The sequence below is a fragment of the Chitinophaga sp. W3I9 genome, assembly GCF_050434025.1.
Classification (GTDB): Bacteria; Bacteroidota; Bacteroidia; order Chitinophagales; family Chitinophagaceae; genus Chitinophaga.
Genome location: NZ_JBNPWC010000001.1, coordinates 7662047 through 7676926, shown reverse-complemented (window position 1 = coordinate 7676926; position 14880 = coordinate 7662047). Strand labels below are relative to the sequence as shown.

Below are 14880 nucleotides of genomic sequence, written 5' to 3'. Positions count from 1 at the left end.
ATCTATCTTAAGTTGTTGTTTGTAAAATGATTAAATAACGGCAGGGCGTTTGTGTTTCCACCTTTTGTGCGACCAAAGCCACGTTGCTGGCTGGGAAACAATATCCTCCTCCAGTTTACGGGTATGTGCGGAGGTAATGGCGCCGTCTTTTTCTTCAGCCGGCGTGGCGGTCAGTAATTCAGCCGACACGGTGTAGTAGCCTCTCTTTTCGCGTTGCACGGTTACATACACTACCGGGTAATTCATTTTCTGTGCTATTTTTTCAGTGCCCTTGAAAACAGGCGTATCCTGGTGAAGGAAGTTGAGCCATTGCGCTGTTTTCGGCTGTGGGGCCTGGTCAGCAATAAAAGCAGTGGCATTTACTTCTCCACGGTTTTGCACCATGTCGCGGAAGGTGTCCTGCATGGCAATCAGCTTGGTGCCAAAGCGGGTACGCATGCGGTACATGAGACCGTTAAAATGTTTGTTGGCCAGTGGGTGATAGATAACATAAAGCTGCTGGCGGCACAGTATGCTAAACGTATTTCCTGCCCATTCCCAGTTTCCTTTGTGCCCCATTACAAGTACCGCACTTTTTTTCTCTGCTTCGAGCTGGTTAAAAAGCTCCACTGTAGCCGGTGTAAAGCTGCAGTGTTTCACCATCGCTGTTTTGCTGATGGTAAGCGTTTTAAACGTTTCCAGGAAAAGATCACAGAGGTAATGATAGAAATCTTTGCATATACGTTGGATCTCTGCGTCACTCTTTTCTGGAAAAGAATTCCGCAAATTCTGAAGAACCACCTTTTTACGGTAGCCCATCACGTAATATAACAACACATATACTGCGTCAGAAACCAGGTAAAGCACACGGAATGGCAGTAGCGATAACGCGTAGATCAGTGGTAACAGTAAGTAGTAGGCAATAGCAGACAATGTGGCACAGGTTTTTGATACTTCGAAAAGTATTATTGAAAATGTAAATGTATACCTTAAAGAACACTTTTCATAGTATCCGTAAAAAAAACGATGCATTGGTTCATTTAGTATCTTTATCAGGTAGTGTTGTCTAAACTTTAACAGTTCCAGATGAAGACCATAGCCCGATTTGCGAGATACGGCTGCCTGCTGGCAGCGATTGGCGGCCTTTCTTATTGCGCCCGTAACCCATATGCCGCCACCAATAAGGTTTACCGGCAGGAAGCTAAAACCTACGCGAAGGTGTTGCGTGAGCAGCCCGGAGCGCTGAATGGCGCCGGCGGCGCAGAAGCCCCCTCCTGGGTAGGCACGGTGAACTTCAATATGAGGAAACCCAGTCTTGTTATCATACATCATACCGCTCAGAATTCATGTGAACAAACACTGAAAACGTTTACCCTGCAAAGAACCCAGGTAAGCGCCCATTATGTGATATGCCGTAATGGAGCCATCCATCATATGCTGAACGATTATCTCCGCGCCTGGCACGGAGGCGTCGCCAAATGGGGCAACCTCACGGATATCAATTCTTCTTCCATCGGTATAGAGCTGGACAACAACGGCAAGGAACCTTTCGATTCCGCCCAGATCCGCAGCCTGTTAGTGTTACTGGACACCCTTCAGCACCGCTACAATATCCCCGCAGCCAACTTCATCGGCCATGGCGACATCGCCCCCGGCAGAAAAGTAGACCCCAGCGCCTGGTTCCCCTGGCATCAACTGGCCGATAAAGGCTTTGGTCTCTGGTATAAAGACACCAGCAATACCATCGTGCCCCAAACATTCGACCCGTTGCTCTCGCTTCGCATCATCGGGTACGATGTGAAAGACTCCACCCGCCGCCATCATGGCCTTTAAACGCCACTTTATACCGGAAGACAGCCTCCCGGGTCTTGATGACGCCGGCCGGAAAATAATGTTCAACCTGCAGCAGCAATACCAGTGATCTGTTAGAAAGACACCCAACTTTACTTTTACCCCTATGTTTCTGCAAAGATTATTTTGTGGAGTGGGATAAATATCATATTTTAATAATGAGTTAAAAAGAGATATAAACCAAAATCAGCAATCAAGAGACCCATTTTCCCGGACTTGTTATTATACCTAATCTCCATGTTATACTAATCTTTCTTGTTATGAAACGTTCTTTTAAATTCCCGTTACTGCTGGCAGCAGCCAGCATCGCATTGCTGTGCTGGCCCCGTGAACAGGCCACCGCACAAACAGACCATCCCGCAAAAGATTCTTCCTGCCTGGTGAAAACAGATGTCAGCTACGATTTTGCAGATAATATGCACAAAAAAGTAAACGACATCATAGAAGATAAACTTGCCGGTGGTATCGAAGAAAGCGGCAGGGTCACCTGGGAAAATTCTCCCGACGCCCCGGAATATTACCAGGTAGTACTGCGCAAAACAAAGGTGACCATCAAATATAAAGGCACCATTTGCGAAGACAGGATGATCTGGCAGAATATTGAAGACTGTAAGTCTGAGCTCAAAAAGCTGCTCGGGGCGAAGTAAATGACATTTTCAAAAGAATTTACCGGGAAATGCCTTCCCGGTAAATTCCCGCGAAGCTGGTTACCTGTAAACCAAATGCAGGATTACCCAAAACTGGTGTAAGCCAAAACAGGACTATCTCACCTGTGTTATAAACCGGCCTCAGGAAGAGATAGTGTATTGGGAGTGCATGGGGAGTGCATTAATAGTGCATTAATAGTGCATGAGGAGTGCATGGGAAGTGTATAGATAGTCCATAGCATACGCATATTTCAGGCATGGCTGAAGCATCCGTGAAGTAACACTGGCATTATCTCCATGTATCCGTTACCTGCTCATTTCAGTGATAAACTCTCTGACCGGAATCGCCCCGCGGTTACCGCCATCCCATACGCACAATGCCCGCCCAACAGCTCTTCCCTGCTAAATATTTAGCAGCATCCTCCCGCTGTTTTCACAGCCCATATAGTCTATAAATTTTGTAGATTAGTAATTGTACCTTACTTTTGCCCCCGATATCACCAACTGATTATACACCAAAAAATAAATGCCAAAATCTGAACGGTGTAACCATATCCGCAAAGATCTGAGTCAACTTATAAATCAAGTACAAAGCATGAATTACGTAAAAAGGCTGTTATGCCTGCTGCCCGGTTTACTGTGGCTGCAGCAGAGCATTGCCCAGGAAATCAGGGTAAACGGGGTAGTCACATCCCGTTCGGATGCACAGAACATACCCGGCGCAATTGTTCAGGTGAAGGGAACCGGTCGCGGTACACAAACCGATCCGGACGGAAAGTATTCGATCAGTGCGCAGGTGAATGATACGCTGCAATTTTCCTCACTAGGCTTTGAAACAACGTTTGCCGTTGTAGGAAACAATAAAGTGATCAACATCTCCCTGGAAAACAGTAACAGGAAACTGGAAGAAGTAGTAGTGACCGCCCTGGGCATTTCCCGCGAAAAGAAATCACTCGGCTACGCTGTGCAGGAATTAAAATCAAAAGACATTTCTGAAGCAAAGGAAACCAACCTGGTAAACGCATTGTCCGGAAAGATAGCAGGCGTACAGGTTACCAACAGCCAGGGTAACCTCGGCTCTTCCCGCATCGTGATTCGTGGCGAAACCTCCATTGCAGGTTATAACCAGCCACTGTTTGTACTGGATGGCGTGCCGGTAGACAACAGCCAGCTCGGTATTGGCACAGGCCGCGATTTTGCCAATGCCATTTCGGATATCAACCCTGATGACATTGCCTCCATCAGCGTTCTGAAAGGCCCCAATGCGGCGGCATTGTACGGATCGCGCGCTTCCAGCGGCGTAATCGTCATCAAAACAAAAACAGGAAAAGATACCAAAGGAGGCATGGGCGTGACCGTAAATTCCGGCGCCACCTTTGAAAAACTCCTCATCCTGCCCGACTTTCAGAACTCCTACGGACAAGGTACCGGCGGACAATTCTCCTATAAAGACGGTAAAGGCGGCGGCATTAACGACGGCGTTGATGAAAGCTGGGGGCCGAAAATGGACGGACGCCTCATCCCGCAGTTCTTCTCCAATGGCGAAGCAGTACCGTTTGTAGCACATCCCGATAACGTAAGAGATTTCTATGTTACCGGGTATACATTGAATAACGGTTTATCTGTAGGCGGCACCAACGAAAAACTGGATTACCGGTTCTCTTATAACAATACCAAACAAGGCGGCATTTTACCAAATACCGGTATTACCCGTAATACCTTCACCGCCAGTAATACTTTCCGTATTACACCAAAACTCACCCTCAGTACCTATGCCAATTACGTGCGCAGCGCTGCCGATAATCTTCCCGGTGTAGATGGCCGGCGCGGTAACAGCGTTACCCTCCAGTTCATCTGGTTTGGCCGCCAGGTAGATGTGAGCAAACTGAAAAACTACAAAAATGCAGATGGTACCGATTACAACTGGAACCACAGTTACTACAGCAACCCTTACTGGATCCAGAACGAGAATACAGTAGGCATGCTGCGCAACCGTTTCCTCGGTAACGCCCGTCTGTCGTACCAGATCCAGGATTGGCTCACCGCCAGCTTCCGCATTGGTACCGACTACTACCAGGACAGACGCAAATATAAAATTGCTTACTACACCAATGGTACGCCATTCGGTTCTTATACAGAAGATGCCTACGCAGTTAGCGAAACCAATGGCGAGTTTACATTAAACGCCAAGAAAAAACTAAACAGCGATTTTGATATCGATGTGTTGGCCGGCGCCAACCTCCGCTCTAATCAGCTGGAACAAAACTACCAGCAGGCGCCACGCCTGGCAGTGAAAGATGTATACACACTGAACAACTCCCGCGATCCGCTCGTCTCTACCAGCCTGCTCAACAGGCAGAAAGTGTACAGCGGATTCGCAGCAGCGCAGGTAGGTTACCGCAATTATGCGTTCGTGAATTTAACCGCGCGTAACGACTGGTCATCCACACTCCCAAGAGGCAGCAACTCTTATTTTTATCCTTCTGTAAATGCCAGCCTGGTGCTGTCTGAAGCGCTGCATATCCAGGGCGAGGCACTCTCCCTGCTGAAACTGCGCGGCGGATGGGCACAGGTAGGAAAGGACACCGATCCTTACCAGGAAATCAATACCTATCCATTCAACCAGCCGTTTGGCTCACTGCCGTTACTCACCGTGTCGGATAAGTACCTGAATAAAGACCTGAAACCGGAAATCACCACTTCAACAGAAGTAGGGGTGGAAGCCGGATTTATCGATAACCGCGTACGGCTGGATGTTACGTACTACAGCTCCCACAGCCGCAACCAGATCCTGCTGGCGGATGTGAGCTCAACTACCGGCTATCTGAAGAAACTGCTCAATACAGGCGAACTCAGTAACCATGGTGTGGAAGTAATGCTGGGACTAACGCCCATCACTACACGCTCCGGGTTTCGCTGGGATGCGAACATCAATTATGCCCGTAATGTGAGTAAAGTAATAGAACTGGATGCAGATGGATATCTCACCAACTATGTACTCGGCAGCTCCGGTAATATCCAGGTACTTGCCAGCAAAGGCCAGCGCTATGGCGCTCTTTATGGCACTGCCTATAAAAGAGACAGCGAGAACAGGATCCTGGTTAATGCAGATGGTACCCCGGCTGTAGATCCGAGTAAAAAAATATTAGGCTACTACACACCAAAATGGACAGGTAGCATCAACAATAATTTCTCCTTCAAAGGGTTTAACCTGAGCTTCCTGATAGACACCAAACAAGGCGGTTCCATCTGGTCCGGTACCAATGCCACCGGTATGAGTACCGGTGTACTGGCAGCAACCATGCCAGGTCGCGACCAGGAACATGGCGGGTTGCCTTACTATAATGATGGCTCTAAAAATGTTCAGCTGCCGGATCATAACGCCACCGCACCTGGCGGCTTTACCGTGAAACACGACGGGATCATCTTCGACGGCTACACAGCAGACGGTAAGAAGAATACCGCTATCCTGCCCGCACAAAACTATTACAAGGCCGTATACAGCAGCAACCTGAATGAAAGCGCTGTATATGACGCGTCCTTTGTTAAACTGCGTGAAATAAAAGTAGGATATACTTTACCGGTTTCCCTGGTGAAGAAATGGGGACTACAGGCGGTGAATGTGGCGCTGGTAGGACGGAATCTCGGGTACCTGCACAAGAACACACCGAACATAGATCCCGAAACAGCCTTTAATACCGGTAACGGGCAGGGACTGGAAACGCTGCAGATACCTACTACCCGCAGCTTTGGCTTTAACCTGAATGTTTCATTTTAATGATTGATTGATTATGAAAAAGTTGTTGATACCTTTTTGCTTAATATTCGCTGCTGCATGGCTGGCTGGTTGCCAGAAAGACCTGGAGCGCACCAACATAAATCCGAACGAACCTACCGTTGTACAGCCCGACTACCTGCTGAGCAACGGCATTAAATCCAACGTGGATACCTACTGGGGCAGTGATGCCACCATGGAAACATCCCTGCTGTACATCCAGTACTGGGCTAAGATCCAGTATCCCGACCCGGATCGTTATATCCCCGCATCTACCAATATCCAAACGGTGTGGAACAATTTTTATGCACAGGGAATCGCTGATTTTACCAAGCTGGCAGAGTTGGGCGACACGTTGCACAATCCTAATTATAAAGCAGTAGGCATTATCATGCGTTCCTGGATCTTCCAGGTGTTGACGGACCTGTACGGGGATATTCCTTACACACAGGCAGGCAATATCGATAAGTACCTTACACCGGTGTACGACAGTCAGCGCGTAGTATACAGGGGGCTTCTGGCTGAACTGAAAAATGCTGCGAACACTATTTCCCCATCAGACAATCCTATCCTCGGCGACTCTTTACTGGCCGGGAATATGAATGGCTGGAAAAAATTTGCCAACGGGCTGCGTTCGCGCATTGCCTTACGCCTGGCCGATCGTGATCCTGCTGCCGCTAAAGCGGTGTTCGCAGAACTGGCGGCAGAAGGCAACTTTTTCCTCACCGCCGGCGACCGTGAAGTGAAACTGAATTACCTTACTTCTCCCAACCAGAACCCGGTTGGTAAAAACAGGGAAACGAGAAACGATTACCGCATCAGTAAAACAGTGGTCGATAAACTGAAAGCACTGAACGACCCACGGTTAAGCATATACGCAGCACTGCCAGCTGATACCAATGCATATATCGGCGTTACCAATGGATTGTCTGCCGACTCGGCCTCACGGTTGGGTTTCAGCAGGACTTCCGATGTGGGAGCCGCTTTTACCGCTACACAGGCGCCTGCCTATGTGTTTACCTATGCAGAGCAATTGTTTATCCTGGCAGAAGCAGCGCAGCGTAACCTGATCAGCGGCAACGCCGCCGATTTGTATGCACAGGCTATCCGCGCATCCTTCAAACAGTACGGTATTACCGGCGGTCAGGTAGACGCTTACCTCGCACAACCGGCCGTAGCGTACGACGCCAGTAATTTTAAGAAATCAATAGGAGAGCAGAAGTGGCTGGCCTTATTCAGTGAAGGCCTGGAGGCTTTTGCAGAATGGAGGAGACTGGATTATCCACAGTTGAAGCCCGCTTATACCGGCGCGCTGCAGGGTAAAATGCCGCTGCGTTTAACGTATCCTTCAAGTGAGCAGGCGTTGAACGGCGCCAACTACAAAGCAGCTGTTGCCCGCCAGGGTGCGGATCTGCTGACGACGAAGGTTTGGTTTGACATGTACTAAAAGAAGTAAAAAAAAGGACGGATTTACAGTAAGTTGTTACCTGCAAATCCGTCCTTTTTTTATTTTTTATTATTCGCGCGGTAGCGCATGATTTCTATACCTGCTTCTATCACCGGTCCGATCCCGTGAAAATCGTTCAGTTCTGTAGGACGGTTATAGTAAAAAGACAGGTCCGCCGACGTGTTTGTGCCGATGCACACATCTTTCAGTTGTCCATCTTCCTGAATTTTCTCCTTTACCAATCCTTCCCAACCCCTTTCTGCTATGGAGATATAGCGTTTATCGAGCCAGCCTTCATTTACCCCGCGTGCAATGGAATATACAAACATCGCGGTGCAGGAAGTTTCTGTATAGGAATCGGTACGGTCCAGTACCTGGTGAAACAGGCCGCTGGCCGACTGATATTTTGCAACGCCCAGGATTTGACGGGTAACATCTGCAATTACTTCATTCCTGCCGGGGTGATTGGCGGGCAGGTCGTTCAGCAGCTGTACTTTTGCCAGCATGATCCAGCCGTTGGCACGGCCCCAGTGAGCAACGCCCTGTCTTTTCAGATCTTCGTAATAATAGTGCACATACAATTCATTCCGTTCATCCCAGAGGTAATGCGAAAAATGTTTTACCTGGGCTACGGCATCATCAAAATAAGCGTTGTTGCCGGTGAGCTTACCCATACGTGCGAGGAAGGGAACGCTCATGTACAGGTCATCTCCCCAGAGCGTCCACTTATAAGGCGTTGGCCGGCATAAGGTGCCGTCTGCCAGCCTTTCCTGTACCTTGCTGATATGGTTGGCTGCTTTATCGATATAGGCCCTGTAATCGCTTCTTTTTACTTTTTGGTAGACGTCTAACAGGCTGGCCCCCATGGCGCCGCAGTCATCCAGCACGCGGGTGTTGATTAGCTGGTTGAACGGAAAACTTTTGTACTTCACACCTTTTTTGCTGAGCGCTTCAAAATAGGCGTAGTTGTCGAACGCAAAGGCTACATGCCGCTGCGCGAAGGCAGTATATTTTTCGTCTTTCAGGTAATTGCCGAGGTCCGTCATAGCGATATTCAATACACCGTTTGGATAATGCCATTCGCTCAGGTGGTCGGATATCCTGGCTGTTGTGCCGGCTGGTATTTCCTTGCTGGTGTTCCAGGTTTGGTTGTTATCATCTTTAAACTGGAAGGCTGCGTGTGCCACAGCATAGTCGGCTACTTTTTTTACAACTGCTGCGTCGGCGGAATTATCCTGCGACAGCGCGGCTAACGGGAGGGTTATGCCCAGGAGTAAGACAAGGGTTTGCTTTTTCATATGTGGAAATTGTATGTACAATATAGCCCGCATTTATCATTATTGCAAACGATTGCATAAAAATAACTTGGTTCTTAATATAATTTATTTTAATTATGTGTTTCAAAGTAACCAGTTTAAATTTTATCGGGATCATGCGGAATATACGGCATCGGCTGAACGAAGAAAGAAAGCGCGTGTTCAGTATCGTCATATTGCTGTCGTTAACAGCCTGTCAGCAGCACAAAACAGAAGAAATGGACATTGCCGTAGCGGCGCCTTCGGAAAACATCCGGCCACTTACGGAAGAGGAAGACTCCCTGCAGGAAATCCGGCGGAACATTGCCTGGGAGCAGATAGAGGTTTTCCTCTTTGCCAAAGCGCTCATCAATAACAAAGTGCCGTTATTTACCAGCAGGCAGCGCCTGGAAGCAGCCATAGGTGCGGCCGACAGCATCATCTCTGCAAATGGGGAAGATATCTGCGGGTCGCAGTTTGCGGAGGATTTTGATTTTTTCTATAAAGATGGATCTACTTTTGAACACTGTAAAGATTCACTGGCCTGTGAAGAATTTGTTTTTACAGATAGTAACTCACTTACTTCCGGTAAAATTACACTTACCCGCAATACTACCTGGGAAGAAGTAAAACAGTTGTATCCCAATGCAGTATTGCAGGCGGAAAACGAAGGTAAAAGAGATATGATCATCCTGCGCGATTCCTACAGCAAAGACAGCGAAAGCAGTGTGCAGTTATATTTTGAAGATGGCCGCCTGGTGAGGATCGTTAATTTTATTCCTTGTTGAGTTACATCACGGGTGTTTTGCCTCCGTCTACAGCAGTACTGGTACCCGTAATGTAGGCAGCCGCAGGCGATGCCAGGAACGCTGCCAGCGCCGCTATTTCATGGGCTTCTCCAAAGCGCTGCATGGGGATTTCTTTCAGCCATTCTGCTTCTATTACTTCCGGAGATACATTGCGGGCAGCAGCGCTGCTCTTAAACAATCCTTCCAGCCGAGCGGTGGAAGTGGAGCCGGGTAATACATTGTTCACCGTAATGCCATGCGGCGCCAGTTCTGTAGCAAGGGTTTTTGACCACGCCGCCACTGCCCAGCGGGTAGTATTGGACACGCCTAAATTTTTTATAGGTGTTTTTACAGAAGTGGAAATGATATTGATGATCCGGCCGAAACCCGCGCTGATCATGCCAGGCACAAATATTTGCGCCAACGCCTGGTTGCACAGCAGGTGTTGTGAAAAGGCTGCGGTAAAAGCGGCCGCACTGGCTTCTAAAATAGGACCATCCGCCGGACCGCCGGTGTTGTTAATCAGTATATGCACCGGACCACGTGCAGCAACTTTTTCTGCTGCTGCCGTTACCTGCGCCACATCTGAAAAATCGGCGATGGCATAACTATGTTGTTGCCCGCCGGAGGTACTCAGTGTTGGCAGTACCGTTTTCAACCTGTCTTCATTCCTGGCCAATAAAATACACGTAGCGCCTAATAAAGCCAGTTCCTTTGCGGTGGCCAGTCCTATTCCCTGTGAGCTACCGCACACCAGCGCTGTTCTTCCTTTGAGTGAGAGATCCATCCGTGATAATTTTATGTACAATTTAGCGAAAATGTCTGACGCGTATAAAAGCGAAGGGAAGGCCATGCGACCTTCCCTTTGCTTTTATAATTCAGTAAGATAATATGGTTATACGCGGACGTAGAGCTTCTTTTTGTCGAGAATAAATCCTACCAGCCAGCAGGTGAGCATGAATGCCAGTGAAAACAGCAGCGATCCGAATTTGCCCGGCGACAATGGCTGGAAGATGGTGTCGTTGATCCATTTGTAGAGCGACACGCCATTGACCATAAAGAAATAGAACAGGATGGCCATTACTTCCGACAGCAGGTAGAGGAACAACGGATTTTTACCGAACACGGTAAAGAAGCCGGTGCCTTTAGTGAAGCCGAGGATATCTATCACAAAAATGAGGAGTGATAACAGCAACAGGTCGATTCCGATGGTGAGCAATACATAGGAGCTGGTCCACAATTTTTTATTGATAGGGAATACCGTGTTCCAGGCATATGCCAGCAGCAGGAATAATACGCCGGCGCCCACCATGCGGAGCAGGCCGGGTTTTGTTCTGCCCTGTTGCTGTACAAACAGGCCGGTGTAATAACCTGCCACCACGTTTACTACAGCCGGAATGGTGCTGAGGATGCCTTCCGGATCAAAGGCAATGCCTTCGCCATGATACATGTGGTTATCTCCTAAAATAAGTTTATCGAGCAGGATGCCGGCATTGCCACCCATGCTGTATTGTTCGCCGGGAGTACCGAAGTACCACATAACGGCCCAGTATCCCAGGAGGAATATGGCACTCACAGCCCATACCACTTTTTTAGAGCAGTAGTGGATCAGGAGGGAGGCAATACAGTAGCACAAGGCGATACGTTGCAGCACGCCCAGTATACGGGTATGACTAAATGGCTTGAATTGAAGTCCGTTATCGGTATGGTCTACAAACGGGAACCAGTACATCAGGTACCCGAGGAGGAAAATGATCAGGGTGCGTTTGAAAATTTTTCCCAGCACCGCTGAATTTCCCAGTTGAACATATTTCTTCATGCTGAAGCTCATGGCATTGCCCACAGCAAAAAGAAAAGAAGGAAATACCATATCGGTGGGGGTCCAGCCATGCCAGGCAGCATGGTCAAGTGGCCAGTAAGTCCCACCAGTGCCGCCTGTGTTCACTATGATCATGAAACAAACGGTCAGCCCGCGGAATACGTCCAGCGGTAAAAAGCGTTGAGAGCTTTGTGTCATTTCCCTTTAATTGTATTGGTTGATAAGATGGTAAGGATAGAAAAAGCGTTGAGCTGCCTACAATATATACATCTAATTTTCAAAATCCAAATATGAATTCGTTCCGGGAAAACAAATTGAGACATATCGGCTAACGTGAGACACGTATAATCACTATTTTGGTGACTCCACTAAAAAAGTTACGTTATGAATTACAGATTTATTGCGTTGTGCGTGGCCGTGCTTGTTCAGATGAGCTGTAAGCAGCCCGAAAAAGGTTTGTGGTCAAAGGAAAGGGCCAATACCTGGTATGCAGGTAAAGACTGGATCAGGGGAAGTGATTTCATTCCCAGTACGGCTATCAACCAGCTGGAAATGTGGCAGGCCGCTACTTTTGATACTGCTACCATTAACCGGGAACTGGGTTATGCAGAAGGAATAGGCATGAACACCATGCGGGTGTACCTGCATCACGTGCCCTGGGTGGTTGACTCAGCGGGGTTTAAGCAAAGGATCAATACCTACCTCGATATTGCTGACAGGCATCATATCTCTACCTTGTTCGTATTCTTCGACGATTGCTGGGACAGTACCTACCAGGCGGGGCCGCAGCGGGCGCCAAGGCCAGGCATCCATAATTCCGGCTGGGTGCAGGATCCGGGATTAGCCATTCATCAACGTCCTGCGCTGGTGGATACGTTGGAGAGATATGTGAAAGATATCCTGACTTCCTTCTCTGATGATAAACGTATCCAATTATGGGACCTGTATAATGAACCCGGTAACTCCGGCCATGGCAACAGGAGTTTGCCCCTGCTGGAAAAAGTATTTGCCTGGGGCAGGGAAGTAAATCCTTCGCAGCCTTTGTCCGCGGGGATATGGGACTGGAAGCTGAAGGACCTCTCCAACTTCCAGGAAACACATTCCGATGTAATTACCTACCATAACTACTCTCCACCGGAAGAGCATCAGCGGGATATTGATACCCTGCGCCGCCTGGGAAGGCCGCTTATTTGTACCGAATATATGGCCCGTACGCGCAGCAGCCGTTTTGATAATATTATGCCGTTGCTGAAAAAAGAAAATATCGGCGCCATTAACTGGGGACTGGTAGCGGGTAAAACCAATACCAAATATGCCTGGAGTACGCCTATGCCGGATGGTGGCGAGCCGCCTACCTGGTTTCATGATATTTTCCGGCCGGATGGCACGCCTTACAGCGAAGAAGAAGTGAAAGTGATCCGTGGGCTAACCGGTAAGTAATGGTGGTTGCCGGTTTCCCGATACAGGCAGCCGGCAGCTATGCTATTTTGAAAACCCTCTCCCCAGTACTTCATGTACTTCGTGTATCACCACAAAGGCCTCCGGGTCGGTTTCGTGCACCAGTGATTTAAGGCGCATCAGCTCCTGTTTGCCGATCACTACATACAACACCTCTTTAGGCGCGCCGGTATAGGCGCCATGGCCGTGCAATACGGTGGCGCCGCGTTTCATTTCGCCGGTGATCTTAGCCGCAATAGCTTCGGTGCGTGCGGAGATAATGGTGATGGCGCGTTTGGTGTTAAGACCGTCCACGATATAATCTACTGTTCTGGCGCCAATGTATACGGCAATAAAAGTGTACATGGTTTTTTCTATGCCTATAATAAAGGAAGAAGCCATGATCACCACGACGTCAAAAATGAGCATGGCGTTACCCAGTGTCCAGCCGAAATACTTATTAAATAACCGGGCTACAATAGCTGATCCGCCGGTGGTGCCGCCGGAAAGGAATACCAGTCCGATGCCTATACCTACCAGCAACCCTGCGAAGATAGCCGCCAACAAAGGATTGGTGGTAACCGGGGCGAGTTTGTTTTCCGTGAGATACAGGAACAACGAGCAAAACAGGATGCCAAGTATGGTATATACCATGCTCCTTTTATCCAGGAGCCGGTAACCGGTTACAATCAGGATGGCATTGATGATGAAGTTGGTAATGCCCGGCGACCATCCCCAATAGTAGTAAGTTACAATGGTAATACCGATGACGCCTCCCTCAGATAATTTGTTGGGAATGGCCAGGTAGTTAATGCCTGCTGCAAAGATGAAGGCACCTGCTATAATGAGTAATATGTTTTTCACATGCTCTTTCATGCCGCAAAAATACGCTTTTGTCGCACTTGGATACTGGCCCGCTTCTCCAGCCACGAACAAAAAATCACAAAAAAAATTGTGCAATTATTTGGAATTAATAAAACTCGATGTATATTTGTCTACCAAATCAGTAGACTAATAAAATCTACCACCACAGGGAAGTATCAGGCAAACGCTTCCGGCATCCTTTGACCACCAGCAAGGTGTTGCTGCCATCATTTATTGAAAATGTGTAAATAAAAATACACTATGAAAAGGCACACGCTAACTAGTGGAATGCGTTACCACACGCAAAATACCGTGGTAAATATCACCTGTCCCCGTTACATTCAAATAGCAGGCTGTTATTGCAGCCGCTGTTGAAAGAAAATCTTGCGTTCTGTAAGCTGTAAATAGAATGCCTGGTCAGGCTTGCGGGAAAGGTGGGCTGCAAATTTATTGGTGGTAAATTTATCAGCAACGTACCTCCCCGCATCCTCCTGGCATTTATCAACTGAAATCTTAAACCAGTCTCTCTCATTTTATTTAACATGAAAACAAACATCAACTGTTCAGTCCTGATGCCGTTACCCGGCAGCCCGGCAATAACAGCTGTATATGATAGTATAACGTATACGGATACACGATTTTAATAGTGTATTGGTAACGGAATAGAATTGGGTTACTATCCATTGAAATTAAACGATCAACTTCAGTTCAAAAGGGGCGTTGTCTCAAACAATACTGGTGGGTTTTGTCGGCAACTGCCCCAGGGACTGAAGCATTATCGGATCATTTAGGACTGCTTCCAAACCAACTGTTATAAAGATATTATCCGGAAGCAGCCGGGCAAAATACGTGATAACGTATAAGCCTATACTTTTTTCGGAAAGCCTAATTAAAATGAAGGAACCACTTGTTTTCAGGTAAGGTCCCCAGTGCCAGCAAGTCCCGACACGTGTCGGGACTTCTATTTTAATACTACCT

General features: G+C 48.0%; 11 protein-coding genes. 6 read left to right on the top strand and 5 right to left on the bottom strand.

Translation table 11 applies throughout. The features are described 5' to 3' along the window. Positions 1-30: 30 nt before the first annotated feature. A complete protein-coding gene (locus QFZ51_RS31215; RefSeq protein WP_370912598.1) occupies positions 31-912 on the bottom strand; it encodes a lysophospholipid acyltransferase family protein in 882 nt (293 codons plus the stop codon). A 153-nt stretch (positions 913-1065) separates the two neighbouring features. Here QFZ51_RS31215 and QFZ51_RS31210 point away from each other — a divergent pair, with 153 nt between their 5' ends. The 4 genes from QFZ51_RS31210 (at position 1066) to QFZ51_RS31195 (ending at position 7699) form a co-directional block, all read left to right on the top strand. Next, on the top strand, positions 1066-1812 hold the full coding sequence (locus tag QFZ51_RS31210; RefSeq protein ID WP_429051474.1) for an N-acetylmuramoyl-L-alanine amidase: 747 nt from the start codon (positions 1066-1068) through the stop codon (positions 1810-1812). A 278-nt stretch (positions 1813-2090) separates the two neighbouring features. Continuing rightward, a complete protein-coding gene (locus tag QFZ51_RS31205; RefSeq protein ID WP_429051473.1) occupies positions 2091-2477 on the top strand; it encodes a hypothetical protein in 387 nt (128 codons plus the stop codon). 595 nt (positions 2478-3072) lie between these two features. Continuing rightward, entirely contained in the window at positions 3073-6255 is a 3183-nt protein-coding gene (locus tag QFZ51_RS31200) for a SusC/RagA family TonB-linked outer membrane protein (RefSeq protein WP_429051471.1), read from the top strand. 13 nt (positions 6256-6268) lie between these two features. After that, on the top strand, positions 6269-7699 hold the full coding sequence (locus tag QFZ51_RS31195; RefSeq protein ID WP_429051469.1) for a SusD/RagB family nutrient-binding outer membrane lipoprotein: 1431 nt from the start codon (positions 6269-6271) through the stop codon (positions 7697-7699). Positions 7700-7758: 59 nt separating this feature from the next. Here the strand turns inward: QFZ51_RS31195 and QFZ51_RS31190 are convergent, their stop codons facing one another. Further along, a complete protein-coding gene (locus QFZ51_RS31190; RefSeq protein ID WP_429051467.1) occupies positions 7759-8997 on the bottom strand; it encodes a glycoside hydrolase family 88/105 protein in 1239 nt (412 codons plus the stop codon). A 134-nt stretch (positions 8998-9131) separates the two neighbouring features. Between QFZ51_RS31190 and QFZ51_RS31185 the strand changes: the two genes are divergently transcribed. Further along, positions 9132-9782 carry a hypothetical protein gene (locus QFZ51_RS31185; RefSeq protein WP_429051465.1) on the top strand — a complete coding sequence of 217 codons (651 nt, stop codon included), beginning with the start codon at positions 9132-9134 and terminating at the stop codon, positions 9780-9782. 1 nt (position 9783) lies between these two features. Here QFZ51_RS31185 and QFZ51_RS31180 read toward each other — a convergent pair whose 3' ends face one another. Both QFZ51_RS31180 and QFZ51_RS31175 read right to left on the bottom strand, forming a co-directional pair. Further along, positions 9784-10569, bottom strand: coding sequence for an SDR family oxidoreductase (locus QFZ51_RS31180; protein WP_429051463.1), 786 nt, complete (start codon positions 10567-10569; stop codon positions 9784-9786). A gap of 108 nt (positions 10570-10677) precedes the next feature. After that, on the bottom strand, positions 10678-11799 hold the full coding sequence (locus QFZ51_RS31175) for an acyltransferase family protein (protein ID WP_429051461.1): 1122 nt from the start codon (positions 11797-11799) through the stop codon (positions 10678-10680). A gap of 186 nt (positions 11800-11985) precedes the next feature. Here QFZ51_RS31175 and QFZ51_RS31170 point away from each other — a divergent pair, with 186 nt between their 5' ends. Continuing rightward, complete coding sequence (locus tag QFZ51_RS31170; protein WP_429051459.1) at positions 11986-13041, top strand: 1,4-beta-xylanase; 1056 nt, start codon at positions 11986-11988, stop codon at positions 13039-13041. Between the two features lie 42 nt (positions 13042-13083). On the opposite strand, the gene QFZ51_RS31165 is transcribed toward QFZ51_RS31170, so the two are convergent. Beyond that, on the bottom strand, positions 13084-13914 hold the full coding sequence (locus QFZ51_RS31165) for a YitT family protein (RefSeq protein ID WP_429051457.1): 831 nt from the start codon (positions 13912-13914) through the stop codon (positions 13084-13086). Positions 13915-14880 lie beyond the last annotated feature (966 nt).

Coding starts and splice junctions, on each gene's coding strand:
- QFZ51_RS31180 (WP_429051463.1), bottom strand. CDS start 10,569: ATGGATCTCTCACTCAAAGGAAGAACAGCGCTGGTGTGCGGTAGCTCA.
- QFZ51_RS31170 (WP_429051459.1), top strand. CDS start 11,986: ATGAATTACAGATTTATTGCGTTGTGCGTGGCCGTGCTTGTTCAGATG.
- QFZ51_RS31195 (WP_429051469.1), top strand. CDS start 6,269: ATGAAAAAGTTGTTGATACCTTTTTGCTTAATATTCGCTGCTGCATGG.
- QFZ51_RS31205 (WP_429051473.1), top strand. CDS start 2,091: ATGAAACGTTCTTTTAAATTCCCGTTACTGCTGGCAGCAGCCAGCATC.
- QFZ51_RS31185 (WP_429051465.1), top strand. CDS start 9,132: ATGCGGAATATACGGCATCGGCTGAACGAAGAAAGAAAGCGCGTGTTC.
- QFZ51_RS31210 (WP_429051474.1), top strand. CDS start 1,066: ATGAAGACCATAGCCCGATTTGCGAGATACGGCTGCCTGCTGGCAGCG.
- QFZ51_RS31200 (WP_429051471.1), top strand. CDS start 3,073: ATGAATTACGTAAAAAGGCTGTTATGCCTGCTGCCCGGTTTACTGTGG.
- QFZ51_RS31175 (WP_429051461.1), bottom strand. CDS start 11,799: ATGACACAAAGCTCTCAACGCTTTTTACCGCTGGACGTATTCCGCGGG.
- QFZ51_RS31165 (WP_429051457.1), bottom strand. CDS start 13,914: ATGAAAGAGCATGTGAAAAACATATTACTCATTATAGCAGGTGCCTTC.
- QFZ51_RS31190 (WP_429051467.1), bottom strand. CDS start 8,997: ATGAAAAAGCAAACCCTTGTCTTACTCCTGGGCATAACCCTCCCGTTA.